This window comes from Vogesella sp., from assembly GCF_046297735.1.
Taxonomy (GTDB): domain Bacteria; phylum Pseudomonadota; class Gammaproteobacteria; order Burkholderiales; family Chromobacteriaceae; genus Vogesella; species Vogesella urethralis.
The window spans coordinates 83,392-109,151 of record NZ_JBKBHK010000008.1 but is presented as its reverse complement, the minus strand read 5'-3'; the positions used below and the strand labels follow the sequence as shown (position 1 = coordinate 109,151).

At 58.0% G+C, this 25,760-nt stretch carries 25 protein-coding genes; 15 read left to right on the top strand and 10 right to left on the bottom strand.

All coding sequences use genetic code 11. The annotated features are described in order from the left end of the window. The first annotated feature begins 31 nt into the window (after positions 1 to 31). Entirely contained in the window at positions 32 to 2,884 is a 2,853-nt protein-coding gene (locus ACK4FZ_RS11645; protein ID WP_409821068.1) for an adenosylcobalamin-dependent ribonucleoside-diphosphate reductase, read from the top strand. 290 nt (positions 2,885 to 3,174) lie between these two features. Then, complete coding sequence (gene yiaY, locus ACK4FZ_RS11640) at positions 3,175 to 4,305, top strand: L-threonine dehydrogenase (protein WP_409821065.1); 1,131 nt, start codon at positions 3,175 to 3,177, stop codon at positions 4,303 to 4,305. A gap of 88 nt (positions 4,306 to 4,393) precedes the next feature. Here yiaY and ACK4FZ_RS11635 read toward each other — a convergent pair whose 3' ends face one another. Continuing rightward, complete coding sequence (locus ACK4FZ_RS11635; RefSeq protein ID WP_409821062.1) at positions 4,394 to 4,870, bottom strand: peptidylprolyl isomerase; 477 nt, start codon at positions 4,868 to 4,870, stop codon at positions 4,394 to 4,396. 415 nt (positions 4,871 to 5,285) lie between these two features. Here ACK4FZ_RS11635 and ACK4FZ_RS11630 point away from each other — a divergent pair, with 415 nt between their 5' ends. From ACK4FZ_RS11630 to ACK4FZ_RS11600, 7 genes are all read left to right on the top strand, one after another. Then, the gene (locus ACK4FZ_RS11630; RefSeq protein ID WP_409821059.1) at positions 5,286 to 6,524 is read left to right on the top strand and encodes a tyrosine-type recombinase/integrase; all 1,239 of its coding nucleotides are present in this window, start codon (positions 5,286 to 5,288) and stop codon (positions 6,522 to 6,524) included. Between the two features lie 174 nt (positions 6,525 to 6,698). Next, a complete protein-coding gene (locus tag ACK4FZ_RS11625; RefSeq protein WP_409821056.1) occupies positions 6,699 to 6,950 on the top strand; it encodes a type II toxin-antitoxin system Phd/YefM family antitoxin in 252 nt (83 codons plus the stop codon). Continuing rightward, a complete protein-coding gene (locus ACK4FZ_RS11620) occupies positions 6,940 to 7,281 on the top strand; it encodes a type II toxin-antitoxin system RelE family toxin (protein WP_409821053.1) in 342 nt (113 codons plus the stop codon). The genes ACK4FZ_RS11625 and ACK4FZ_RS11620 overlap by 11 nt, the downstream gene beginning before the upstream one ends. A gap of 226 nt (positions 7,282 to 7,507) precedes the next feature. Continuing rightward, positions 7,508 to 8,083: a helix-turn-helix transcriptional regulator gene (locus tag ACK4FZ_RS11615; RefSeq protein WP_409821051.1), complete on the top strand. Its 576-nt coding sequence runs from the start codon at positions 7,508 to 7,510 to the stop codon at positions 8,081 to 8,083. Continuing rightward, the gene (locus tag ACK4FZ_RS11610) at positions 8,080 to 9,039 is read left to right on the top strand and encodes a helix-turn-helix domain-containing protein (protein WP_409821048.1); all 960 of its coding nucleotides are present in this window, start codon (positions 8,080 to 8,082) and stop codon (positions 9,037 to 9,039) included. Before ACK4FZ_RS11615 ends, ACK4FZ_RS11610 begins: the two co-directional genes overlap by 4 nt. A gap of 173 nt (positions 9,040 to 9,212) precedes the next feature. Further along, complete coding sequence (locus ACK4FZ_RS11605; protein WP_409821045.1) at positions 9,213 to 10,292, top strand: phage/plasmid replication protein, II/X family; 1,080 nt, start codon at positions 9,213 to 9,215, stop codon at positions 10,290 to 10,292. A 61-nt stretch (positions 10,293 to 10,353) separates the two neighbouring features. After that, positions 10,354 to 10,575 (top strand): AbrB/MazE/SpoVT family DNA-binding domain-containing protein, encoded by a 222-nt coding sequence (locus ACK4FZ_RS11600; RefSeq protein ID WP_409821043.1) that lies wholly within the window; start codon positions 10,354 to 10,356, stop codon positions 10,573 to 10,575. Between the two features lie 317 nt (positions 10,576 to 10,892). Here the strand turns inward: ACK4FZ_RS11600 and ACK4FZ_RS11595 are convergent, their stop codons facing one another. The 8 genes from ACK4FZ_RS11595 to ACK4FZ_RS11560 form a co-directional block, all read right to left on the bottom strand. Next, on the bottom strand, positions 10,893 to 11,369 hold the full coding sequence (locus ACK4FZ_RS11595) for a hypothetical protein (RefSeq protein WP_409821040.1): 477 nt from the start codon (positions 11,367 to 11,369) through the stop codon (positions 10,893 to 10,895). Positions 11,370 to 11,411: 42 nt separating this feature from the next. After that, positions 11,412 to 12,530: a nickel/cobalt efflux protein RcnA gene (locus ACK4FZ_RS11590; RefSeq protein ID WP_409821038.1), complete on the bottom strand. Its 1,119-nt coding sequence runs from the start codon at positions 12,528 to 12,530 to the stop codon at positions 11,412 to 11,414. Between the two features lie 12 nt (positions 12,531 to 12,542). Then, complete coding sequence (locus ACK4FZ_RS11585; protein WP_409821036.1) at positions 12,543 to 12,812, bottom strand: metal-sensing transcriptional repressor; 270 nt, start codon at positions 12,810 to 12,812, stop codon at positions 12,543 to 12,545. A 208-nt stretch (positions 12,813 to 13,020) separates the two neighbouring features. Continuing rightward, positions 13,021 to 13,512 carry a c-type cytochrome gene (locus ACK4FZ_RS11580; RefSeq protein WP_409821034.1) on the bottom strand — a complete coding sequence of 164 codons (492 nt, stop codon included), beginning with the start codon at positions 13,510 to 13,512 and terminating at the stop codon, positions 13,021 to 13,023. Positions 13,513 to 13,569: 57 nt separating this feature from the next. Continuing rightward, positions 13,570 to 13,911, bottom strand: coding sequence for a copper-binding protein (locus tag ACK4FZ_RS11575; RefSeq protein ID WP_409821032.1), 342 nt, complete (start codon positions 13,909 to 13,911; stop codon positions 13,570 to 13,572). A gap of 59 nt (positions 13,912 to 13,970) precedes the next feature. Further along, entirely contained in the window at positions 13,971 to 14,447 is a 477-nt protein-coding gene (locus ACK4FZ_RS11570) for a plastocyanin/azurin family copper-binding protein (protein ID WP_409821029.1), read from the bottom strand. 23 nt (positions 14,448 to 14,470) lie between these two features. Continuing rightward, on the bottom strand, positions 14,471 to 15,859 hold the full coding sequence (locus tag ACK4FZ_RS11565; protein WP_409821026.1) for a multicopper oxidase family protein: 1,389 nt from the start codon (positions 15,857 to 15,859) through the stop codon (positions 14,471 to 14,473). An 11-nt stretch (positions 15,860 to 15,870) separates the two neighbouring features. Next, positions 15,871 to 16,851: a hypothetical protein gene (locus ACK4FZ_RS11560; protein ID WP_409821024.1), complete on the bottom strand. Its 981-nt coding sequence runs from the start codon at positions 16,849 to 16,851 to the stop codon at positions 15,871 to 15,873. Between the two features lie 289 nt (positions 16,852 to 17,140). On the opposite strand from ACK4FZ_RS11560, the gene ACK4FZ_RS11555 reads away from it, so the two are divergent. Beyond that, on the top strand, positions 17,141 to 17,827 hold the full coding sequence (locus ACK4FZ_RS11555) for a heavy metal response regulator transcription factor (RefSeq protein ID WP_409821022.1): 687 nt from the start codon (positions 17,141 to 17,143) through the stop codon (positions 17,825 to 17,827). Then, positions 17,824 to 19,191 carry a heavy metal sensor histidine kinase gene (locus tag ACK4FZ_RS11550; RefSeq protein ID WP_409821019.1) on the top strand — a complete coding sequence of 456 codons (1,368 nt, stop codon included), beginning with the start codon at positions 17,824 to 17,826 and terminating at the stop codon, positions 19,189 to 19,191. The genes ACK4FZ_RS11555 and ACK4FZ_RS11550 overlap by 4 nt, the downstream gene beginning before the upstream one ends. Before the next feature lie 107 nt (positions 19,192 to 19,298). Here ACK4FZ_RS11550 and ACK4FZ_RS11545 read toward each other — a convergent pair whose 3' ends face one another. Then, the gene (locus ACK4FZ_RS11545; RefSeq protein WP_409821017.1) at positions 19,299 to 21,539 is read right to left on the bottom strand and encodes a TonB-dependent receptor; all 2,241 of its coding nucleotides are present in this window, start codon (positions 21,537 to 21,539) and stop codon (positions 19,299 to 19,301) included. A gap of 639 nt (positions 21,540 to 22,178) precedes the next feature. Here ACK4FZ_RS11545 and ACK4FZ_RS11540 point away from each other — a divergent pair. The 4 genes from ACK4FZ_RS11540 to ACK4FZ_RS11525 all read left to right on the top strand — a co-directional run bounded on the left by ACK4FZ_RS11540 (position 22,179) and on the right by ACK4FZ_RS11525 (position 25,760). Continuing rightward, a complete protein-coding gene (locus ACK4FZ_RS11540) occupies positions 22,179 to 22,472 on the top strand; it encodes a type I restriction endonuclease subunit M (RefSeq protein WP_409821015.1) in 294 nt (97 codons plus the stop codon). 78 nt (positions 22,473 to 22,550) lie between these two features. Continuing rightward, positions 22,551 to 23,501 (top strand): site-specific integrase, encoded by a 951-nt coding sequence (locus ACK4FZ_RS11535; RefSeq protein WP_409821013.1) that lies wholly within the window; start codon positions 22,551 to 22,553, stop codon positions 23,499 to 23,501. A gap of 892 nt (positions 23,502 to 24,393) precedes the next feature. Next, positions 24,394 to 25,305: a hypothetical protein gene (locus ACK4FZ_RS11530; protein WP_409821010.1), complete on the top strand. Its 912-nt coding sequence runs from the start codon at positions 24,394 to 24,396 to the stop codon at positions 25,303 to 25,305. Next, a complete protein-coding gene (locus tag ACK4FZ_RS11525) occupies positions 25,302 to 25,760 on the top strand; it encodes a hypothetical protein (protein WP_409821008.1) in 459 nt (152 codons plus the stop codon). Before ACK4FZ_RS11530 ends, ACK4FZ_RS11525 begins: the two co-directional genes overlap by 4 nt.

The following is a 25,760-nucleotide window of genomic DNA, read 5'->3' as shown; positions in this document are numbered from 1 at the left end:
TGGTGTTGAGGCGATGAGCGGGGAGCAGGCAATGGCATGGGTGGAACAAGACATTTCGCGCGAAGTGCTGCTGGAAAAGTATGCCAAGGGCGGCGAGCAGAGCGTCAGCGAGGTACGCTGGCGCGTGGCACGGGCGCTGGCCGCGCAAGAGGCGGTGCCGGCGCAGTTCGAACAGGCTTTTTTTGACGCGCTGGACCAGGGCTTCATCCCCGGCGGGCGCATCAACTCGGCGGCGGGCACCGACCTGAAAGCCACGCTGATCAACTGCTTCGTGCAGCCGGTAGGTGACGCGGTATCGCAGCGCGACAACGGCAAGGTGGGCATTTACGAGGCGCTGCTGCAGTCGGCTGAAACCATGCGCCGTGGCGGTGGCGTCGGCTACAACTTCAGCCGCATCCGCCCGCGCGGGGCGCGGGTGAAAGGCACCAACAGCCGTGCCTCCGGCCCGGTATCGTATATGCGCGTGTTCGACCGCAGCTGCGAAACGGTGGAGTCGGCCGGTGCCCGCCGTGGCGCGCAAATGGGGGTGCTGGACATCAGCCACCCCGACATCGAAGACTTCATCCACGCCAAAGACCAGGGCGACCTGCGCAATTTCAACATGTCGGTGGGCGTGTCCGACGCCTTCATGCAGGCGGTGGAGGCCGACGCCGACTGGCCGCTCACCCACAGCGTGGCGCCCGACAGCAGCGCCTTCCCCGACAGCTACCAGCGCGACGATGGCCTGTGGGTGTACCGCACCGTGCGCGCCCGCGCGCTGTGGCAGCAGATCATGCACAGCACCTACGACCACGCCGAGCCCGGCGTGCTGTTCATGAGCAAGATCAACGCCGACAACAACCTGTCGTACTGCGAGGTGATCGAGTCCACCAACCCGTGCGGCGAGCAGCCGCTGCCCGATTACGGCTGCTGCGACCTGGGCTCGATCAACCTGTGCCGCTTTGTGCGCCAGCCGTTCAGCGCACACGCCAGCTTTGACGACGCTGGCTTCCGCCAGGTGGTGCGCACCGCCATCCGCATGCTGGACAACGTGCTGGACCTCACCGTATGGCCGCTGCCGGAGCAGGCGCAGGAGGCGCACAACAAGCGCCGTGTCGGGCTGGGCTTTACCGGCCTGGGTGACGCGCTGATCATGCTGCGCGTGCGCTACGACAGTGAGGAAGGCAGAAGGTTGGCCGCCAGCATTGCTGAAAGCCTGCGTGACGCGGCGTACGAGGCATCGGTGGATCTGGCCATCGAAAAAGGGCCGTTTCCGCTGTTTGACGCCGAGCGCTACCTGGCGGCACCGCACTGCGCCAGCCGGCTGCCGGCGGCGCTGCAGGCGCGCATCCGCCAGCACGGCATCCGCAACTCGCACCTGCTATCGATTGCGCCCACCGGCACCATCTCGCTGGCCTTTGCCGACAACGCGTCCAACGGCATCGAGCCGCCGTTCAGCTGGTTCTATAGCCGCAAAAAGCGCATGGCCGACGGCAGCCAGCAGGAATACCTGGTAGAAGACCACGCCTACCGCGTGTACCGCATGCAGGGCGGCGACACCGACGCGCTGCCCGATTACTTCGTCAGCGCCCTGCAGATGAGCGCGCTGGACCACATGCGCATGGTGGCGGCGGTGGCGCCGTTCATCGATACCGCCATCTCCAAGACGGTGAACGTGCCGGCCGACTACCCGTTTGACGATTTTGAAAGCCTGTACCTGGAAGCCTGGCGCGCCGGCCTGAAGGGCATTACCACCTATCGCCCCAACAGCGTGCTGGGCTCGGTACTGTCGCTGGAGCCCTCTGCAGCCAACTCTGGCAGCCAGACGTTGCCGCAAGACCTGAACCAGAGCGACCCCGACCGCCGCATCACGCTGAACAGCGCCCCCAGCCCGGCGCTGGCCAGCCTGAAGTGGCCGCACCGGCCCAAGCTGAAGCACGGCAACCCGTCGTGGACCTATATGGTAGAAGGCGCTGAGGGCGACTTTGCCGTGATGGTGGGGCACCTTGATGGCAGCCAGCCTGGCGAGGCGGCGCTGCCGTTCGAATGCTGGGTCAACGGCGACGTGCCGCGTGGCCTGGGCGCCATCGCCAAGACGCTATCGATGGACATGCGTTGCCGCGACCGCGCCTGGCTGGCGGCCAAACTGGACGCGCTGGCCGCCACCCGCGGCGACCGCCATTATCGGCTGGAACTGGCGGATGGCGCCTTGCAAAGCAGCGCCGCTGCCGCCGCGCTGGCGCGGGTGGTGAAGTACCGCGTGGCGCAGCTGGGCGCGCTGGCGCAAGCCGCCGGCGAGGCCAGCCCGGTGATGGACGCGCTGTTTGCGCGCAAGGAGCCGAAATCCGGCACCGACGGCACCATCAGCTGGTCGGTGGACGTGGTGAACCCGCAAACCGGCGACGACTTCGTGCTGTTCGTCAAAGAGCTGGTGTTGCCCAACGGCCAGCGCCGGCCGTACTCGATGTGGCTGGCCGGCCACTACCCGCGCGAGCTGGACGGCCTGTGCAAGATGCTGAGCCTGGACATGCGCGTGATCGACCCGGCGTGGATAGGCATGAAGTTGCGCAAGCTCTTGAGCTACGCCGAGCCGCAAGCCGACTTTTTTGCCCGCGTGCCCGGCAGCGACAAGTCGCAAAGCTGGCCGTCTACCGAGGCGTACCTGGCGCGGCTGTTGATCCACCGTTACGCGATGCTGGGCATCCTCAGCGAGGAAGGTGTGCCGGTGGAGGAGATGGGGGTGATGGTGCCGGAGCAGGGCGAGCTGTTCGGCAGCAGCGTGGTAACGCCGGCCCCCGCCACCATGGCCGGCAAAGCCTGCCCGGAGTGCGGCAACCGCGCCTTGATCAAGAAAGACGGCTGCGAGTTCTGCACCGCCTGCGGCCACGTGGGGGCGTGCGGTTAGCGGCGTGGGGCGGGAGGGAGAATGCTGCCTGCGGGCGGCTTTTTCATGCCTGCCTTATTGTTGGTATCGATGCCAGTATTTTGTTGCAATGCGGTAATAGCATGCACGCTGTGGGCAACAGTACGGTTCGGCATTTGGGGTGCTTTGCAGCGTGACAGATCAAACCTCGCCAAGTTCATTGCCGATGCTAATAAATTATTGCGTGCACGGTAGTTGATTTGGCGCAAAAAACGCTTGGCCAGACAGCGTAGCCTGAAGGCATGAAATCGTTTTCATGAAAGGGCAAGAAAATGGCTGTTAGCGAATTCCACATCCCCGCACTCAACCTGATGGGCGCCGGTAGCGTACAGAAGGCGGTCGACGCCATGCAATCCCGCGGTCTGCGCCGCACCCTGATCGTGACCGACGGCGGCCTGGTGAAAGCCGGCCTGGTGGCCCAGCTGCAACAGCAGTTGGCCGCTGCCGACATTCAGTCTTTCGTGTTCGACGGCGTACAACCGAACCCTACCACCGCCAACGTGGGCGCCGGTTTGGCCTTGTTGCAAGAAAAAGCCTGTGACAGCGTGATCTCGCTGGGCGGCGGTTCGCCGCACGACTGTGCCAAAGCCATCGCACTGGTGGCGGTGAACGGCGGCCAGATCCAGGATTACGAAGGCGTGGACAAATCGGCCAAGCCGCAGCTGCCGCTGGTGGCGATCAACACCACCGCCGGCACCGCCAGTGAAATGACCCGCTTCTGCATCATTACCGACGAGTCGCGCCACATCAAAATGGCCATCGTCGACAAGCACACCACGCCCATCCTGTCGGTAAACGACCCGGAAACCATGGTTGGCATGCCGGCCAGCCTGACCGCCGCCACTGGCATGGACGCGCTGACGCATGCGGTGGAAGCCTATGTCTCGACTGCGGCCAACCCGATTACCGACGCCTGCGCACTGAAAGCGGTCAGCCTGATTGCGGCCAACCTGCGTGCCGCCGTCAGCAACGGCAAGGACATGGCTGCGCGCGAGCAGATGGCTTACGCCCAGTTCCTGGCCGGCATGGCATTCAATAATGCGTCGCTAGGCTATGTGCACGCGATGGCGCACCAGCTGGGCGGCTTCTACGACCTGCCGCACGGCGTGTGCAACGCGGTACTGCTGCCGCACGTGCAGGCGTTCAATGCCCGCGTGGCGTCGGCTCGCCTGGCCGACGTGGCGGTGGCGCTGGGCGCCGAGCCGACGGCTGACGCGGCACTGGCCGCCATCCGTCAACTGGCGGCCGATGTCGGCATTCCGGCCGGCCTGACCCAGCTGGGGGTGAAAGACGAAGACATCGCCACGCTGGCGGCCAACGCGCTGAAAGACGCCTGCGGCCTGACCAACCCGATCCAGCCGACGCAGGCCGAGGTGGAAGCCATCTACCGCGCCGCGCTGTAAACACGCAGCTGCCGCCGATACGAAAAAGCCCTCCCGCAACGGGAGGGCTTTTTTTGCTCAGACTGTTTGCTGGCCGGCTTGGCAGCAATCAGTGCTGGTGACCGTGTTCGCCGTGTACGTGCTGGTGCGCGATTTCTTCTTCGGTGGCAGCGCGCACGTCCAGTACCTTGATGGCAAAGCGCAGCGACTTGCCGCACAGCGGGTGGTTGCCGTCCAGCAGCACGGTCGGGCCCTTGATCTTGGTCACGAAGTAGTAACGCGGCTCGCCATCCGGGCCCATGCGGCGGATCTGGCCGCCTACCTTGATACCGGGCGGGAAGTCGGCCTTCGGCATGGTGGTAACCAGTGCTTCGTCGCGCTCGCCGAAAGCATCGGCGCTGGCCAGCTGCACCACGGTTTCAAAGCCGGCTTCCTGGCCTTCCAGGGCTGCTTCCAGCTTGGGGAACAGGTTGTCGTAATCGCCGTGCAGGTAGGACACCGGCTGTTTGCCGTCGTCGTATACATTGCCCTGGCTGTCGGTGACTTTCATGCGCACGGTAACGGCGCAGTTCTGGGTGATTTTCATGGTGGTTCCCCTAAAAAACGAGGCGGGAAGGGTGGCAGCTCTGCCGGGGCGTGTCAACCGGGGATAGCCGTGCGCTGCTTGCCGGAGTCGGCTGCCTGGGCTGCGGCTGGTGGCAACCCGCCGTGCGTGAGTTTGCCAAGGGGGCAGGAGCTACGGGCGGGCAAGGCGGCCGGGTTGGCCGCAGTACAAAACAAAAAAGCCCTCGATTGCTCAAGGGCTTAGCTGTGTGTACTGGCGGAGAGGGAGGCAAGAAAATTGAAGTTCGCCATTGTCCTTTTTGCCATTTTGTCGCGTAAATTCAACAGCTTAGCTGTTGGGGTGATTCCGCCATTTTCCGCCTAAGGCTACTATCAAACGCGCTGACTTGATATGTGATTTGATTGAAGGGCACATTTTTCAACCTGCAGGAATGGTGATGAAGATGGCCAGAAACAAACTCACTGATAACAAGATTCGAGGACGTATCAAGCAGATCCAGAAACTTGCATTCTCTGCCCCGAAGTGCACCTTGCTTGGGGATGGCGATGGTTTGTATCTCAGTATCAATAAGAACGGCGCGGCCAGTTGGTTGTTTCGCTACATGGAAGCAGGTACGGCGAAATCGCTGGGCTTGGGCGCGTATCCGTCAACCAGCTTGCACCTGGCTCGCGAATCGGCGCAGCAGTTACGCGAAGCCCGGGCGAGAGGGCATGACCTCAGCGTACATCGTAAACGGCGTAAAAAGCCAGTAGCGCGAGCGCCTGAACCGCCGGCAGCGCCCATTATGACGTTTCGCGACTGTGCAGCCGCCTATATCGACTTGGCTCGTTCCAGTTGGCGCAATGACAAGCATGCACTGCAGTGGAGCAGTACCTTGGCGACTTATGCCTACCCTGTGCTGGGCAATATGCCGATTGAGGCGGTGAAAACCGATGCCGTAGTGGCTGTGTTGAAACCGATCTGGCAAACCAAGACGGAAACGGCCACCCGCGTGCGAGCCAGAATCGAGACCGTGATCGACTGGGCCACGGCCAATGGCTACCGGGAAGGCGATAATCCTGCTCGTTACAAAGGTTTGCTGCAGCACCGCTTGCCTAAGCTGAGGGCAGATCGCAAAAGACACTTCCCTTCACTGCCTTACGAGGCGTTGCCCGGTTTTTTGGCGCAGCTACGGCAGCAAGAGGGGGCCAGTTCTTTTGCATTGGAGTTTCTGATCTTGTGCGCCTCACGGACGGGGGAAGTGCTGGGGGCGCGTTGGGACGAAATCGACCTCGACAAGAAAATGTGGACTATTCCCAAGCACCGCATGAAAGCAGGTGTTGCTCACCGTGTGCCGCTGAGCGAGCGGGCGATGGCGATCTTGCGGTATGTGCGTGCCCTTAATGGTCCGACTTTTGTGTTTACCGCACATCGTCAAGACCGGCCGTTATGCGGTAGCGTGATGCAGCAGCTGTTACGGCGCATGGGGTATGGGCACGTCACTGTTCACGGTTTCAGATCGACCTTCCGCTGCTGGGCGGGCGAGCAGACGACTTACCCGTTCGAAGTCTGCGAGCAAGCGTTGGCGCATCGGCTACCGGATGCCGTAGCGGCGGCGTATCTGCGCTCCGACTTTTACGACAAACGAGTCAGTTTGCTGGCTGACTGGGAAAAGTACTGTTTATCGGAGAGCTAAGGCCACGTACCAAGTTACAAAGCAAGACTGCGCATGGGGCTGTGGCATCCCGATCCGGATAAATATCGCGCTTATATAAGCTCTTATTTTGGCGCTTTATTTTGCTACAATGTGGTAGCACTTGCGTTGTCGCTACCTGTCTACAACCCTGATATCTGACGAGGAAACATTGCTATGCAAGCCGTATTGACCAATCTGGCAGTCAGCATGTCGGACTTCAAGAAGAATCCGGCCAAGGTGCTGCGCGAGGCCGGTGATGAGCCGGTGGCGGTACTGAGTCATAACAAGCCGGCTTTCTACATGATCCCCCCGGAGGTCTACGAGGAGATGATCGAGAAGCTGGCCGACATTGAATTACTGCCTCTGCTCAATGACCGGCTGGCTCGTGCCGACAAGGCAGTAGAAGTAGATATCAATGACCTCTGAGCAAGCGCCGCCGCAGGCCTACCCATACAAGCTGAAGTTTGTACCCGAGGCGCTTGACGAGTGGCAGGCGCTGGATGGCTCGGTCAAGAAAGAACTCAAAAAGCTGCTGGCCAAGCGGCTGCTGCAGCCACATGTGCCCGGTGCGGAGCTTCATGGCGGGTTGCGCCATTGCTACAAGATAAAGCTGCGCAAAGCCGGCTACCGCTTGGTGTATCGGGTGGAGGACGGCGAACTGATCGTGCTGGTGTTGGCGGTAGACAAGCGCGAAAACGCCGAAGCCTATGTGAAGGCCTTGGCCAGAATTGCCGGTATCAACATCAGCGGAAATTAGTTGCTGAGGCTGCATTGACAAATCGCCCTTCGCGGGCAAAAAATACTCCCGACATCCACACGGATGTCTTTGAATCGACACTGCTTTATTGTCGAGGCGATCCTTCAGCACCGCTGAAGCATGGCTTGAATCCGCTGCAGTAGCGGGCAGGACCGAATGACGCCAACTAACCCTAACCGGGCTGGTTGGCGTTTGTCATTCCGGCCCCCGCTGCAAAGGAAACACCATGTCCCATACCGCCAAACCCGCTGCTTTGCGGCCAACCTTGAGCCGCGACGTCATCATGGCCCGTATTGCACAAAGCCCTGCCGGTACCTTGGTACTGGTCAGTGCCGAATACGCGGCGCTGTTCAAACCGGTACTGCAAGATAGCCGCCGCTATATCGTGCAAGACCCGGTACGCCCCAGCCTGCACCATGACGTATCGCCTAATGGTGTGCACACGGTGCTGGACCCGCATCGTCATGCCGTGCCGGTGCGCATCCGCCACCACGATGGCACCCCGGTGAAGAAGCCACCGCGTTACGCCAGCCGTCTGACGGTGAGCTGCGCACCACCGCTTGCGCCCGACACGCCACCGCCTTTGCGCCTGATTACCCTGGCCCGCGTCACCGAGATCATCGGTTTCAAGAAGAGTTTTGTGTACGAACAGCCAGACTTTCCGGAGCCGATTCGCTTGGGCAGCAGCCGCCGTGCGGCCGTGCGCTGGGTAGAAGCGGAGGTGGTCGCCTGGGCGGCCAAGCTGATGGCGCGTCGTAGTACCGCCGCGCAGCAGGCCGCCACCGCACAGGAGGAGGCATGATGGCATCGCCCAAAGACGAGTTCCATCGCCTTAGCCAGTTTCAACTCAGCACGCTGGACGAGTTGGCCGCTTTGGCCCAGCACACCCCGCCGTACCTGATGCAGGGTTTGATCTACCCCGGCGAGATCACGGTGTTCCGGCACCAGCCCGGTACGGCGTGGCGCGAGTTCATGTATCTGCTGGCGCGTTCACTGGCATCCGACGTCGATTTGGGGCCGTTTCAGACCCAAGGCGCGGCCGGTACCTTGCTGCTGGTAAGTAACGGCCTGCTGCCTTCCGATGCCGCCTACGTGGCCGCCCTGCAAAGCTACGATGCGGACTGGACGGTTACCGATACGCGCCAGCACCTACACCTCTATCACCGCGCTCAGCAACAAGACGAGTCCGTACTATTAGATAGCGCAGAAGGCCGCAACGCCTTGCTGGCCTCGCTGCAGCCCGGCACCAAGGTGGTGATCGTGGATAACATGCTGAGCTGGTTCAGCGATAGCAAGTCGCCACCTCACGACAAGGTGCGCGTCGAGCTGGTGCTGCAAGACCTGGACAAGCGCGGCATCGCCTTGGTGCTATTTGCGGCCAACGGCAAAGCGGGTGACCGCTTTTGTCAGCAACATCTGGCGCATCGCATGCACGAGGTGTGCCTCACGCCCGATACGTGTGCGCCGGCAGAGATTGGCGGCGGCTTGCGCCTGCAGCGAACGCATCGCGGCCTGCACGAGCCCTTGCCGCGTTGCATCCAGTGGTGGTGGCTGGTGAAAGAAGGCGAATTCCACACCGGCTGGCAGATTCCGGAGCCGGAAGACGAGCGCACCGCCAAACAGGTGGCGTTGGCCGAGCGCCAGTTGCTGATCCGCCAGTACGCCGCCGCGGGCTGGCGGCAGCGCGAAATCGCCAAGTGCCTGGGCATTCATCAGTCCACGGTGGCGCGTACGCTGGGGCGTGGCGGGCAAAGCTGAGCAGCGTTGATGCAGGCGGCGGTGTCTGATGCATCGTCCGCATGCATGCATATTTGCATCAAACGGACCACGGCGAGGTTGGCCGCAATGGCATGCCAACCGCTATACCACATCAGATTTGTACGCAATTTGAACATGTCACTCACCAACCAGGCCCTCAAGCCCTCTCTGCCATGTTCACCGCTACCTCTAGCATCACCAGCACCCAGCCAGCCAATATCCACATCGACCGCTTCCGCGTTACCGGACCCTGCACGCATAGCGTGCTGGGCGGTGGCCAGTGGGAGTACATCGACTTTGATAGCGGCGAAATCCGTCACGCCGGCAACGGCTTAAACGGCAAGCTCGATCACCCCGACAGCCAGTTCTATGTCCGCTCGCGCAAGGTGTGCAATGGCATGGCAGGCCAGCTGGAAATCCACGTGTGCCCACCCAAGCTGCTGCAGCGTCACAATGTGTTCGGGCACGGCAATCTGCATGATTACGTCTGCCGTATCTTTGATCTGCTGACCCACCGCTACCACATCACCGTCGACCCGCGAGAGCGGCAGTACTGGCTGGACGGCTTGTACTGGCTTACCGAAGTCCACCTCACCGCCAACTTTGCCTGCCAGCGCGAGCTGCTGCAGCCCATCATCGACGCGGTGGACCAGCACCACGGCAAGGGCAAGCACCGCAACGGTGACAGCGAAATCAGCCTGGGCTTTACCCGCAAACGCCGCAGCACCCACCACGTGCTCACCCTCTACGACAAGTACCAGGAGCTGCAACAACACTGGCGCAAGCCCGGCCCGCTGCAACAGCGCATTCTGGCCGACTTCCGCGATGCACTGCGGGTGGAACTCAAGCTGTACTCGCAAGGGCTGGCGTACTTGAAGCTGCAAAGCGGCCGTGCGTGGTGGGACCTCGACCTCGCTGAGCTGTACTTTCGCGGTCTGCGCCATTACCGTCTGCGCCACGCCATCCAGCGCCTGCTCACCGACGACGAACTCGTCATGCTGACCCTGCCCGAACGCAACGTCTACGAAGCATGGCTACACGGGCGCGACGTCAAATCCTTGTTCCGTAGCCGCAGCAGCGTGCACAAGTACGTTGGCAGCATCGAGCGCAAAACCGGCATCAACATCCTCAGCCACCGCCGACCAGAACGCTTGCCCGCCGTCGATCTGGCCGAGTTGTTCAGCCCCGACAACGTGCTGCCGGTACCTGCTTGGGCACACGGTACTGCGTGCTACGTACCGCCACTCGGCTAAGCCAGCTCGCCACGCCCCACGGCAATTTGTTGATTGTCATTGGCGATACAAGGAGAAAACCATGACCGTCCGCTTATGCCGCTGGGGCAACTCAACCGGCCTGCGCTTGCCCGCAGCCTTGCTACAAGCCGCAGGGTTGGCCGCAGGTCACTACGTTTCCGTCCGCTTACTGGATAACGGGGACATTCGCGTGCGACCGGTCGGAACGGCTTGCCCCGCTGAAAGCACCGAACCCGCTGCCAGTATCACCGACACCGCAGAGTGGGGAGGTGACCAATGGTAAGCCTGCCAAAAACAAACCCGGCACCGACCAAAGCCAGTACCGGGCTGTATTGCTGCTACATGAGCTGGCATAGGCTTGCTTATTCAACGGACTTTGAGCTGAGGGACATTGGCAAGCTGAGGCTGATTTTACGCGTCGACGCCCGCAAGGTCAGTTTCGATGCCAATGCGCTTTATGCAGATAGCTAAGGCATTATCGCCTCTACCGACCCCGCTGCTGGCGCCGATTGCTGCCTGTATCTGGTACGTAACAACTGAATGAATGCCTCCTTTGGCCAAGAACCAGTCCGGTCACGGACGGTAACAGCCTGAAAGTGATCAAACCACAAGCATGCCACGGCCAAAATCGATGACTGCAGACCGGGATGGCTGACACTCTGGCAGACCCATGGCATGGATTAAGGTACTGGCCACTGAGTTGCTGTTTTTCCCGCAGCCTAAAAACGGATATTTCAGGGCCAGGGTGTTGATGGCACATGCTTTCTCTTCGGCTTTCAGCCACAGATCCATGGCTGCTTGCCTTGGGCCAGCATACAGCACCGCTTGGCCCAAATCTGCCCGGTAGTAACAGGCCCCGCTACTGACCACCGCCCGCAATCGGTCGCCAGGCCGCCAGCCTACCGCGCGCACGCTGCCATCCCGACCTATGGCCAAGCCGTTGACCTCTGACACCACATACGCGTTGCCATCCAGCAGTACCAGAAAATTATGGCCTGCCAGCCCAAAAGCCAATGGCAATTGCGCCATGACGATTTGCCATGGCGTTTCATCGGGAGTGCTCACCATGGCGGCCATGGCCTTGCATCGCATCACAGAACAATCTTTGCCGGTACTTTGCTAGGCCGCTGGCAACGCGAGCCAGCCGTGATAGCCCACGTACAGCCCCACCAGCATGATCAGGCCACCAGAGAAATAAGGCGCTTTACGCGCAAAATCCCCAAAGCCGCCCCAGTGTTTTCGGGCATGGCGTACGCTGAGTGCGGCCAACGCCCCCGAAGCCACCATGGTCAGCGCCAGGCCAATACTGAAACACAGCACCAGCGCCGCACCGAGTGCGACTTTCTTCAACTGCAGGCACAGCAGCAAGACAGTAATCGAGGCAGGGCACGGAATCAGCCCGCCAGTCAGGCCAAACATGACAATCTGCCCGGTAGTGACCTCCCGCCCGGCAAAGCGGCGGCGGATATCGTTTGCATGGGCTAATTCGTGCGGGTCTTGGTAACCGTCTGCCGATACGTTCAGGCCATCCGAGTCATTAACAGCGTGATCGTGGCCATGTTCTAGATATTGCACTTCGTAATTGTGGCTATGCTGCCCGTGCCCCAGGCTCAGACGTGCCACGAATTGGTGCGGCTCGGGAATGAACTGCTCGGACTCCACAAAGCCATCTCGCTGCACAAAAGTAAAAGCCTGCCGTTGCCCATCGGGACGCAGGGTTTCCACGCGGATATGCCCAGCCTCCCACACATGGCCGCGCTGGCTTGCGTGATATAAGCGAAAACGAGGCGGCACGCCATCTTCGAATACCTGCAGCCTTACCTTGCCGTGACCGGTATCAATGGTCTGGTCTTCATCATGGTCATGGTCGTGATGATGGTCATGGTCGTGTGCGCATTGCTGGTTGCGCCAAGTGCGCCAGATCATCCAGGCGGCTACACCGACAATAATCACGGCAGATGCCAGCTGAAAATAGGCTTCAGTCTTGCCAGGGTCCCAGTTCTGGCCAAAGTAAAGCCCAGTCATGGCCACAGCCCACACCACGGCGGTGTGCGACAAGGTAGCCGACAAGCCCAGCAACACCGCCTGCCCCAGCGTTCCGCGGATGGCCACAATAAAAGCAGCCATCATGGTCTTGGAATGACCCGGCTCCAAACCGTGCAACGCCCCCAGCAGGATGGCGCTAGGGACAAACAGCCAGGCATTGCCCTGCTGCAGAAGGGTAGCAAACTCAGTCATGCAGGTAGCGCCTCAGAGGTATTTGGTGATGGCTTTGAATTCGCGCAGGGTATCGTCTGCAGTCTGCGCGCCTTCGCGTACGGCATGCTCTAGACAGTGCTCGATATGGTCGTGAACCAGCGTCTTTTTGGCATTGGTCACGGCGCTTTCTACGGCTTGTAGCTGCTGGGCGATCTCCAGGCAGCTGCGCCCCTCTTCGAGCATAGTGATGATGCTCCTGAGGTGGCCTTCGGCACGCTTGAGCCGCTTGATAATGTCGGGATGGGAAGTGTGTGTGCTCATGGTGCAGAATCCTACCCGGGAGGATACAACCAAGCAAGTAGCCGCTGGATTTAATAAATAGCAGTGGTTAGCACAGAGAGGTGATGGGCTGTTCGAGCAAAAAGAAATGCCACACCAAAGGCAATAGCCATCATGGCACTCTCCAATCAGCAACCTGATGGCAATCGGACACCAAACTAAAGCCTCGCTAAAGGCTATGGCAATGCCCTCACTTTACCTGTGCGCGTTGATTTACCTGATCGTGTAGCTTGCGCGTTTCTTCTGGCCACTGGCTTTTTATCCAGGACAGCACCGCGATGATGTCGCTATCACTGAGCTTGCCTTCGTATGCTGGCATGGCGGACTGGTAGCCCGGCATATTGGCCACCTTGGCAACGCCGTACTTGGTCAGCGCAAACAGCATCTCGTCAGGGTGGTGCCAGGTATGGCCGCTTTCATCGTGTGGCGGCGCCGGCAACATGCCTTGAGCGTTACGCTCACGCCAATTCGCCTGCCCTTCACGCTCGCTGCCGTGACAACTGGCGCAGTTTTCTAGGTACACCTGATGGCCACGCGTCACCAGTGCCGCATCATCCGGGCGTAGTGCAAACGGTTGTGCCGCCGGACCGGGATCGGTCGTCAAATAAACGGCAACCCCTGTAGCCACCAGCCCGAGTAACACGATGAAGGCTATTTTCTGTTTAGACGTCAGCAACGACATGATTGAGTCGACATCCTGAAAGGTGAAAAAGGCCGTGGTGACACGGCCGCACGGGTATCAGTTGGCTGGCTGGATGTCGGTAACCATCATCTTGCCGTCCTCATGACTGGCCATGAAGCGGATTTTGTCCCCCACTTTGACCTTATCCAGCAATGCTTTGTCTTTGGCGGTGAACACCATGGTCATGCCTGGCATGTCCATGTGTGCAATCGGGCCATGCTTGATGGTGATTTTGCCGGCAGCCAGGTCCAGTTTGCGGACTTCACCGTCAGCCATCATGTTCATGTGATTGCTGGCGCTCATGTGGCTGCCTGCCATGGTGTGCTGGGTAGCTTGAACGACAGGGCTGAACGCAGCCAAGCCCAAAGCGGTAGCGAAAAACACGGTACGAATGGTCATGGTTTCATACTCCTCAAACATCAATACGCCGGGCAGGCTTTCTGCTCGCCCGCTTGGTTTTACTTCTTGTCTACTTTGACCAAGCCTTTCATGCCGGCATCGTAGTGCCCGGGGTGCAGGCAGGCAAAGTGAACCGTACCTGCCTTGGTGAACTGCCAGATCACCTCGCCTTTGGCGCCAGGTGCGAGCGATACCTTACTGGGCTCGTCGTGCTCCATGTCCGGAAATTTCTTCATTTGCTCGTAGTGCTCAAGCAGCTCTTTTTCTGTCCCCAGACTGAACTCGTGCTTTACCTTGCCCAGGTTTTGCACAACGAAACGGACAGTCTCGCCTTGCTTCACACGAATCAACGGCGCTGAAAAGCGCATGTTGTCAGACATGTCCATCTGGATGGTGCGAGTGACATTGGCAGCCTTACCCGGCAAACCAATGGCAGATTCGTCATGGCTGCCTGCATGACTGCCGGCAGCCCAGGCTGGGGCAATCCCCACGCTAGCCAGCAAGGCAATGGCGATCAATTGGCGGGTAGTTTTCATGTGGTCTATTCCTGAGGGTGTGATTAGTGGTGACCGGGCGTTGTCCCCGGTTTTTTGGCTTTTACCGTGGCAGCGGCCGGGTTGGCCGCTGCGGGCTGACGCGAGGCCGCGGGTAATTCCCCCCGGTATTCGTACGCCACCGTACCCGCCGGGTGCTGAAACCAGCCCGGGTCTTTGTAGCTGCCGGCAGGCTGGTCTTTGCGCACCTTCAGCACGCTGAACATGCCCCCCATCTCCAGCGGGCCAAACGGGCCTTGCCCGGTCATCATGGGTGCAGTGTTATCGGGAATCGGCATTTCCATCTCCCCCATATCCGCCATGCCACGCTCGCCCATCAGCATGTAATCCGGTGCTACTTGCTGGATCTTGCCCACCAGTCCTCGGTGATCGACACCAATCATGTTTGGTACGTCATGCCCCATGGCGTTCATGGTGTGGTGGCTTTTGTGGCAATGGATGGCCCAATCGCCTTCCTCGTCCGCAATGAACTCCAGTTGGCGCATCTGGCCGACGGCAATATCAGTGGTGACTTCGTACCAGCGGGTGGATTTGGGTGTTGGCCCGCCATCGGTGCCGGTCACCAGGAACTCGTGGCCATGCAGGTGGATCGGGTGGTTGGTCATGGTCAGGTTGCCCACCCGGATGCGCACCTTGTCGTTCAGGCACACATTCAGCGAATCGATACCCGGGAAGATGCGGCTGTTCCATGCCCAGATATTGAAATCGGTCATGGTATTGACCTTGGGCGTCTTACTGCCGGGCTCTACATCAAAGGCATTAAGCAGGAAGCAGAAGTCACGGTCGACCTCATCGATCAGCGGGTGCTTGCCCTTGGGGTGGGTGACCCAGAAACCATGCATGCCCATGGCCATCTGCACCATTTCGTCGGCATGCGGGTGGTACATGAATGTCCCCGGGCGCCGTGCTTCGAACTCGTAAACAAAGGTTTTACCGGGTTTAATGCTGCGCTGGGTCAGCCCGGACACCCCGTCCATGCCGTTAGGCAGGCGCTGGCCATGCCAGTGCACGCTGGTATGCTCCGGCAACTTGTTGGTGACGAAGATACGTACGCGGTCACCTTCGACAACCTCAATGGTCGGCCCCGGGCTCTGCCCGTTGTAGCCCCACAGCTGGGCAGTAAAGCCGGGGGCCATTTCGCGTTCTACCGGCTCGGCGACCAGGTGAAACTCCTTGACGCCATTGTTCATTCGCCAGGGTAGCGTCCAGCCATTAAGGGTCACCACCGGGTTGTACGGGCGGCCGCTATCGGGAATGAGTGGTGGCGCGGTTTCTACCGAGGTCTGAATGACTGGCTCCGGTAACGCAGCCAGTGCCGAACGGGCGACAGTAGCACCAACGACGGCGGTGGCAGCGCCCGCAAAAAATTGGCGGCGGGATTGATCAATACTCATGCCTTATCCTTTCAATGTCCCGCAGCAGCAGGGCTATCACCACTGCCTGCGGCCAACGTTACAAAGCTTTCGGGCTGACCACCCAGCAGAACCAGTTGCAGGTCTGCCTCTGCCAGCCAGAAGTCGCGGATGGCGTTGATGGCCCGGACCCTTGCTTCCGCCAAGGCTCGCGCCTCGTCCAGCAATTCCCAGGTATTCATCAGCATGCCGTTGTAACGCAGCACCGTTTCGTCATACACAAACTGCTTCAATGTCAGTATCTGCTGCTGTTTGCTAGCCAGCGCATGGGCGGTACGGTAGGCGCGGTAGGCCATCTCGGCATTGGGAAGCGCAGTGACTTTTTCACGCTGAGGCAGCGTATCTCGCACCTGAGCCAGCCGGCTTTGCATGGCTTGCTCGCTCAGCGGAGTAACCGGCAGTTCGGGCAGTGCGGTTGGCAGCTGCAAGCTGCGTGGGGTGGTGCGAGCCCATTGCTGCATTGTCTTGAGTAGCGCCATCTCGTTCTGCGTCACGGCATACTGGTCGCGCTGCCACTGCTGCTGCGCATCAAGATGAATGAGCTGCCGCTGTGCCGCCTGTAGCTGGCTCCAGTTACCGGTTTTCGCCATACGCTCACCCAGCTCGGATGCGGCTTCGGCGGCTTTCAGGATTTGATGCTGATAGGGCTGCGCTTGTGTTGCGGCAACGGCGGCGAGCAGAACCTTGCGCGTAGCGTGAGCAATCTCGATCAGTTCTGCGGCATCTTCCACTCGGCGCAACTGTGTCAGCGACAAGGCCTGCCATTGCCCAGTCGCTAGCAGCTCGGTTTGCTCGGTGCCAAGCTGGTTCAGTGATCTCGCCAGTTCAGGGTGAGCTTGCCAAGCCAGGCGTACTCCCTCGGCGAGTTGCCCAATCCGCAATGGGGCAGCGTTGGTGACAGTTGGCACGGCAGCGACTGCCTGCTGCTGTTCCCATTTCAAAACATCTGCATGCCCGCGCGGGAATTCGGCCACGCGCCGGTTGGCTTGCCGCCACTCGCTTTCCGGGGCTTGCTGTGCCTGCGCCAGGCTGGCCAGCAGTGGCAGGATGGCTAGCCATGTTGTGTGTTTATTCATACTCCACTCTCCTTTTCTGCCACCGCCCAAACCTTGCGTCGCGTTGGCAGAAAATCAGGTCCGTATTCAGTACGCCTAGTCTGGCCGACGGCAGCCAACAACAAACTGACAGTCAGATTACAAATCTGTCATCTGGCGCATTCCATCGCGGGAAATGGCAAACTGTCGGCTTGATACGGGAATGGCGATGAAAATTCTGATTGTCGAAGACGAACTCAAGACCGGGGAGTATTTGCGCCAGGGGCTACGCGAGGCTGGCTTTACAGTGGATCTGGCACAAGACGGGCAGGAGGGGTTTTACCTTGCCCTGGAGGGGATGTATGACCTGCTGATTCTGGACGTGATGCTGCCTACCATGGATGGTTGGCAAGTGCTGACGCAGTTGCGGCTGCGGCATAAAACCATGCCGGCCCTCTTCCTGACTGCACGCGACCAGGTGGAGGACCGGGTCAAGGGCCTGGAGCTGGGCGCAGACGATTATCTGGTCAAACCCTTTTCGTTCGCAGAATTGCTGGCCAGGGTACGCACCATCTTGCGCCGTGGTCGCAGCCAGCAAGAGACGACAACGTTCCAGATTGCCGGGCTGGAGCTGGACCTGCTACGGCGACGGGTCTGCCGCGAAGGCAAGCGGATTACGTTGACTGCCAAAGAGTTCGGCTTGCTGGAACTGCTCATGCGCCGCCAAGGCGAGGTCCTGCCGCGCAGCCTGATCGCTTCCCAAGTGTGGGACATGAATTTCGATAGCGATACAAATGTCATCGATGTGGCCGTACGCCGGTTGCGAGTAAAAATTGATGACGGCTTCGAACCCAAACTCATTCATACCGTACGCGGCATGGGTTACGTACTGGAAGTGCCGGAGACGGATGTATGACGTACCGTCTGTCACTCACGGCCAGACTGACATTGCTGTACGCGCTGGTCTCCGTTCTGTTACTAGCAGGCCTGGGCATGCTGGTCGGCGTGATGGTGAATCGCCACTTCGATGAGCAAGATGCAGATGACCTGCGCGACAAGATTGGCCTGATTCAGGAAGTCATGCGCACCACGGCCAACCTTGGCGCTTTGGCTACCCGGCTCGATGACGTGGTACATAACCACCGCGACCTTTACGTGCAATTACAGCGTCTGGGCTACCCGGTGTACACCTCCCCCGTGCCAGCGGGATTTTACTTTCCCGATACCCGGCCCAGCACCAACCAGAGCATGCAGAGCTGGCAGCACAAGGGCGCCAACTACCATGGCCTGTGCAGTACAGGGCAACTGGCAGACCAGCAACGGACCGAGCTGACCATCTGCGCCGTGATTGACACCAAAAGGCATGAGCACTTCATGCATACCGTCGGCCACTCACTGCTTGGATACATCGTTTTCTCGGCGTTATTGGGCGGTTTGCTGGCCTGGTGGGTGGCGCACAATGGTCTGGCCCCGCTGCGTGACATGAAAGCCAAAGCGCAGCAAATCACCGGGCAACATCTGGACGCACAAATGCCGGTTGACTCGGTGCCACCAGAAATGGCCGACCTGGCGCACACCCTTAATGCCATGCTGCGCCGGCTGCAGAACGACTTTCACAAACTGTCTGAATTTTCTTCCGATCTGGCCCATGAGTTGCGCACGCCCATCAGCAATCTGCTGACCGAAACACAGGTCGCCATCGCCCAACCGCGTAGCGCGGAAGCGTATCGAGAGGTACTGGCATCCAATGCAGAAGAGTTTCAGCGCCTTGCCCGCACCGTGTCTGACATGCTCTTTCTGGCCAAAGCCGAGCATGGTCTGGTTTTGCCTAGCCGCGAGACGATTGTCATCGAGGATGAAGTCGCGGCACTGTTCGAGTTTTACGACGCGCTAGCAGAAGAGAAAGACATCTGCTTGCAGCAAACGGGTCACAGTCAGTTGCAAGGTGACCGTCTGATGCTGAGACGGGCACTTAGCAACCTGCTGTCCAACGCACTGCGCCACGCCTATCCCGGCAGTGTCGTCAGCATCGTCATGGCAGAAGACGCTACCGGCAGGACTCTCCAGGTACGCAACGAAGGGGACGCCATACCCGAAGCGGCCATCCCGCGCTTGTTTGACAGGTTCTACCGAGCAGACCCTGCACGCGTCGCGGGGGAGTCCGATGGCGCAGGCCTGGGCTTGGCCATTACCCGGTCGATTGTCGAGCTGCACGGTGGGCACATTACCGTCGACTCAGCCGCGGGTGTGAATTGCTTTACCTTGCGGTTTCCTTGCTGATCGCTTGCCTGCTGACGCAACCAACAAAAACAGCCCCAGCTCGCAGGTGAAGCCGGGGCTGTTTTGCCGCTGGATAAGCGGTTAAGGCGCAATGGCCTAGTGATGTCTTAGTACGTGAAGTTGGCCGTTAATGTTGCAGAGCGGCCCGGTGCGATATTGGCGTAATGCGGAGAAGAAACCGCGTTGTAGTAAACCTCATCCGTCAGGTTCTGGATGTTCAGCTGCAGTGTAGTGTGCTTGTTCACCACGTAGCTGGCCATCGCGTCGTAACGCCAGTAAGACGGTACCCACTTGGTGTTGTTTACGTTGGCATATACCTTGGAAACATAGTTTGCCCCCGCACCGATGGTGACACCCGGGGCAAGCTGGTAGGTATTCCACAGGCTGAAGCTATCTTCCGGTGTGGTCGGGAATTGATTACCGTTGTACGGCGATGCCACATACACCGGTGCGGCAGTTGTACCAACGTTCACATATCCGTTATCCACCACGCGGGCATCCAGATGGGTGTAACCGGCAAACACTTGCCAGTTGCGCGTCAGGTTACCGCTGGCAGACAGTTCATAGCCTTTGACACGCTTGCGGCCAACGTTCTGGCTGGTGCCATCTGCAGATGTCACGCGCGCATTTTTCATGTCAGTATCGAATACGGCCGCGGCCACTTGCAGGGTACGGTCGAACAGCTCCCATTTCACGCCCAGCTCGATGTTGCGGCTTTCTTGCGGGTCCAGGTTCTGTACTGCTGTGGTCAAGCCATCCAGACCATCGCCACCATCATTGCCAGGCGGGGTGCTAGCAGTACCATACGACGCGTACACGCTACCTTGCGGAGCGGGCTTGTACACCACGCCGGCTTGGTAGTTCCAGAAGCTGCTGTGGTTCCGGGCCGACACTGCTGCGGTGGTTGTGCTACCGGAAACATAAGCAGGGGTATGCAGCTTGGACGTGTAGTCATCAAAGCGCAGACCAGCGTTGACCGACCAACGCTCGCTCAGCTCGGCGGTGTCGAAACCGTACAAGGACTTGGTATCGGTCACGACATTGGTTCTAGCCGGTGAAATGCTGCGGGTGTAAACCCAGGGGTCGTTGTAATTGGGGTTGCTCAGGGAGGTGCAGTTGTAACCTGTCGCCGCACCCGCGGTGGCGCAGGTGGTGTTACCGGTAAGCAGGTTGTTGGTCCCCGGGGAGAAGACGTAGCTGCCACGATTGGTTTCCTCGCGGCTTAGCTCCAGCCCCAGCACATAGCTGTGCTTGATACCACCCAGTTCAAACTTGCCGTCAATGCTGGTTTGGTTGGTGGCGGTTTCGGTCTCGGTGAAGCGGCTATTGGCACGACGCCAGACATTGCCGTACAGCACCACGTTGCCCTTGCTGTCATCGGGCTGGGTCCAGACATAGTCGTTACTGGTCTTGCCGTAGCGCGCCACGTTGCGCAGCGTCATGCCACTGCCGAAAGTGTGTTTGACGTCCAGCGTGGCGATGTCGGCTTCGGTCTTGTGAAAGTCGCGGTTAGCCAGGCCGTAGAAGGTGTTGCGGTCAACGCTGACCGGCTGGCCGTCACCGTTCTTGGCAACGTTAGTGCCGGAACTGAAGGGGTTGTTAAACGGGATGCCACTATCCGGCAAGTCATCGGATTGCATGTGGTAGTAGCTGAGCAATACCGTGGTATCCGTGCCCAGGCCAAAGCCGATACTGGGTGCAATCCCCCAGCGGCTCATATTGACAGCATCACGCCCTGCCACATCGGAGGCATAAGCCATCGCGTTCACGCGGATAGCGGTGGTGTCATCCAGTGTACGGTTGATATCCAGCGTGCCACGTTTGTAATCATCGGTGCCAACACCCAGCGAACCACGGGTGAACTCTTCCAGCTTGGGTGCTTTGCTGATGAGATTGACGCTACCACCCGCAGAGCCGCGCCCGCCGTAGGCAGAGCTCGGGCCCTTGTTGACTTCCACTTGCTCCAGGTTGAACACTTCGCGCGATTGGGAGCCCGTATCGCGGACACCATCGATGAAGGTATCACTCTGCGACATGAAGCCACGGATGTAGATATTGTCGCCAATCGGGTTACCGCCTTCGCCGGAACCCATGGTGATACCCGGGGTAGCCCGCAAAGCCTCTGCCAGGGTAGCCGCAGCGGTTTGCTGAATCACCTCGGCAGGGATGATGGTGACGGTTTTGGGCGTATCCAGCAGCGGAGCGGTGAATTTGCTCGAAGCGGACGATTCTGTCTTGTAAGCAGGTTTGACCGGGGCAGCCTCAACCTTCACCGTGGGCAACACGGCGTCTGCTGCATTTTCAACAGCGGCATCCGCTGCCGACGCGGCAGCAGGCAAAGTCAGCATCAGTGCGGATAACAACGCAGTTCGGTGGGCCTGAGCAGGCACATCGTGCTTCCGGCTGCTAATGAAAGCCATCTCAACGTTCCTTATTATGTGGGTGCTAGATTTGGCTGGCTTGCTACACGGAACCGATGGGCTACTGGCAACTGGCTGGCTACAATCACGCCATAATAATTCGCATTTACATACTTGAAGATGGCTTGCAACAATCGTTAACACTCCTGTGCGCAGCTTAACAATCCAACACACTCTTGCTGTAGCAGTGAGCAGCTCGCATTTCGTCTGAAGGTACCTGCTCAAGATGTACTGAGTCGGAGTAGAGTGGCTAGCCACCTAGTAACCAGATTCTGTTTTGCTACAAGGCCAGCTCTAGGGATGGCTGAGCGCCGCATTGCACAGACTATATCTGTGCTTGATTTCAGTGGTCGTTCTTGGCAATGAGCGGACACTCTCGCTTGCCTTCACCAAAGTCACACCGCCATCGCCCTGTGGCTAACCGCCTGGTAGCTTGAAGCTGCGGCAGCTTTTGCCATGCCGCCAAGCGGTTACCGCATCTCCACAAGCCAAGACGTTCACGCGTCTTGGCTTTTTGCATTTCTGCAGCCGGTGCCGCACGGCGGCCAACCTTTCAAGGAGCCAGCCATGCAAACCAAGCATCCCCAATCCTCACCACTCTTTTCGCTCGGCAGTGTTGTCGCTACTCGCGGCGTGTTCGATCACCTGACGGCCAATCTGTTCGACGCCAAGTCATTCCTGCAACGTCACCAGTACGGCGACTGGGGTGATGTGCCGCCCGAAGATGCCGCCGAAAACGACTTTGCCGTGAAGAACAGCTTGCGCATCTTTTCCAGCTATCAGATGGCCGGCAAGCGCGTCTGGGTTATTACCGAAGCCGACCGCAGCGTCACCACTTTGCTGTTCCCTTGCGAGTACTAGCCAGTCAGCGGCCAGCGTGCCGCTTTATTGCGATGCGCTGACTAACGCAAACATAACATTCGAATTGATGACAAAGCCATGAAAAACGTGATTTTGACCACCGAGCAGCAGGTGGATACAACAGATGAAAGCCTTGCCCAGCCTGCCTATACGGCCGAAGAGTTGATGGCGGCAGCGCAGTCCCTTTCAACGAAACGGGAGTATGCCAATGATGTGCGGTACTTCTGCCGCGCTGGTGGCAGTATCCCGGCCACGCCTGAGCAATTGGTGCAGTACCTGGTGGCAGTGGCCGGCAAACTGGCTGTGGCTACGCTAGAGCGCAGGCTGGTGGCCATCCATAAGGCGCACATTGACCAAGGCTACCCATCGCCGGTAAAGCACGATTTGGTGAAGCGCACCATGCAGGGCATCCGGCGTACCTTTGGCAAACGGCAGCGCCGCGTCAAAGCCTTGGTGCGCGATGACTTGCTGGAGGTCCTGTTCGCGCTGGGTGATCAACGGCCAATACGAGCAGCCCGTGACCAGGCCTTGATACTGGTTGGCTGGGCGGCTGCACTACGGCGCTCGGAGCTGGTGGCATTGCGGTGTGAGGACGTGACGGAGTACCCGGACGGGCTGGAGATACTGCTGAGAAGGTCCAAAACAGACCAAGAAGGCGTTGGCCGCACGTGCTTTATTCCATATGCGGGCGGTAACCGTTGCCCGGTGCTGGCCCTAAAGCACTACCGCGAAGTAGCCGGGATTAAAGACGGCTGGCTGTTCCGGGCGGTAGACCGCCACGAGAACGTGTCCACCACACCGCTTAGCGCCCAGTCCGTGGCGCTAATACTGAAAGAGGCGGTGAAGAAGGCGGGTGGCGACCCCAGCCAAGTGAGTGGCCACAGCTTGCGGGCAGGCTACTGCACCCAAGCCGCCATCGCCGGCCTACAGCCGTGGCAGATTCGAGAGCAAACCGGGCATACCAGCGACTTGATGCTGGCCAGGTACATCAGGCCGGTGGCGAAGCGGAAGATACCGAGTTTGTTGTAGGAAGGCGTCCAGCGGTACTAGTTCGGACTGGATGTTGCCGTGGTGATCTGTGCTGAGCAGCAGGCGGCTGCCATCAGGGTTTGTGACCAAGGTTTTCAGCGTGGTGTCGGGCTGTGCTGGGACATGGGCTGCGGCGTACAAGTAGCGACGCACGGTAGGCATGGCCTGGGTGGCGAAGGTGGGCGAGATACATTGTGTCAGCTGTAGGGTACCAGCCTGAGTCCAGACGGTGAGGGAGGGCTAGTTACATGATGGTGTATCGGGGGGACTGCAAATATCGAAGCGGAAGAGGCGTTGCGCTTCGCCGATGAGCTGTGAGTAGTAGGTGATTTCGAGTAGCTGCGAGGCGTGTTCGCGGGCGTAGTTGCGGATCGCAGTTCGACCCAGACCAAAACATGCGACCAACCTTCGGGCAGTCATCAATGCTTGGCCGTTAAATTTTGTTACATTCGAAGACAGTTGTGATGACGAGGCAATATAATCGTTGGAATTATGATTTTGTGCTAGCACATGGAGCATCCAGCGATGGAATGCCTTTGCCGGGTCGGCCCTCTTTTATGACTATGACATAATTTCTATTGGTGCCTGCTGGACATTTGGTCAGAGAGTCTGCAAAACATCCATAGCCAGCTGCAAACATCACTAATTTTGAAAGCGTTGAGTCCATATCTGACAACATTGCCAGAAAAGCAGTGGCAACAAAATTGAAATGGCAGATAGGATATCTGCACAGTGTGATTTTCAATGGCTTTAAAAGATGCATTTTAAATTAATATGCAAGAGTTAGCAATGGCAACAATTAATAAATTGAATGCAAAAATTCCTGCCAAGCCTGCCGCTATTGATAAAATCAGTTAATTGATAATATTTAAATTATTTGCAGGGGTTGAATATGAGTTCTTCTTTTAAGGATGCAATGGATGGAACTGCTTGGGAAGATTATTGCGAGAAGATTTTAAGAATACACTATGGTGTTAGATCTTTTACTTCCGTTCCTCATGCAGATCGTGGCGATCATGGACTAGAGTTTTTTGCGAATGATGGGACATTATTCCAATGCTACTTTCCAGATCCTTCGTGTAGCATGGAAGATTACAAACTGAGGGTCAAAAAGAAAATTAATGATGATCTTAATAAATTGATTAAAAATGAGAGTGGAATAAGTTTGTTGCTCGATGGGTTGGTTATTACACAATGGTTATTGTTAATCCCTAGTGTGCGCAGTAAAGATTTGATAAGTTATTGTAATGCAAAAACAAAATCATTCTTGAAGAAGGCGCCGTCATTTATAAATAAGAATAATTTTAAAGTGAGAATTGAAAGTGATGATGCTTATCCATTGGAGAAGCACAAGGCTAGAATTCTTATCGAAAGTACAATTGACTTCCCTGTTCGTGAAATTACTCAAGAAGAAAAAGACCAGTGGAAGTCTATAAATACTAATTTCCATGACAATTTAATTAGGAAGTGTGGGAAAATTGCGCCATCCCCTGACGCTATGGTTGATAGCTTGATTGGTGACTATTTGGTGTTGGAGGATTTGATTGTGGCATACAGGGAAGAGTTTCCTGAGCTGCATAAAGAAATATCGGAAATGGTTGCTGCCAATTTGAGCATATTAAAAACAAATGCGTTTTTTTCAAAGGAAGATCCTGCAGAGCTTGTGATGGATTTGTTAAAAAAGAACAGAGCTAATGTCAGCAGTCTGAGACAAAAAATATCTATGCAGAATTCTGAGAAATTCTCAATCGGCTTTGTTTCTAAATGGATTGCTGAATGTAAAATGGATTTTATATTATCATGAATGATATGAATGGTAGTGTTCGCATTGTAATCAGTGACGCTGGTTATGAGGTGCCAATTGAAAATCGGCCACTATGGCGATTGTTGATGCTATGCTTGTGTATCAAACTATTAAGTTCGGATGGTATCGGCTTGCCAACAGCAAAAATAAGAGCGGGTAGTTGGATGGTTTTGAGGCCAGCTAGGTGGCATGAATATAAAGATTTTCTTTTTGGATATTCTGACGAATCACCTAAAGTGATGCCTGATAGTAATGTTGACAGAGCTATTCAGATCGGCATTGCAAAAGGCTACTTTTCTATGTCCGATAGTGGGCGTATTGAGTTGATGCCAATGGGTAAGTCCTTGATTGAATTGGCTGAAAAGGTAGATGTGGCATCGGCTGAGCGAGAATTTTTGCAAGACATAAAATCTAAACTAACCGACAAAGTGGTTAAATCTATTATTTGGGGGTGA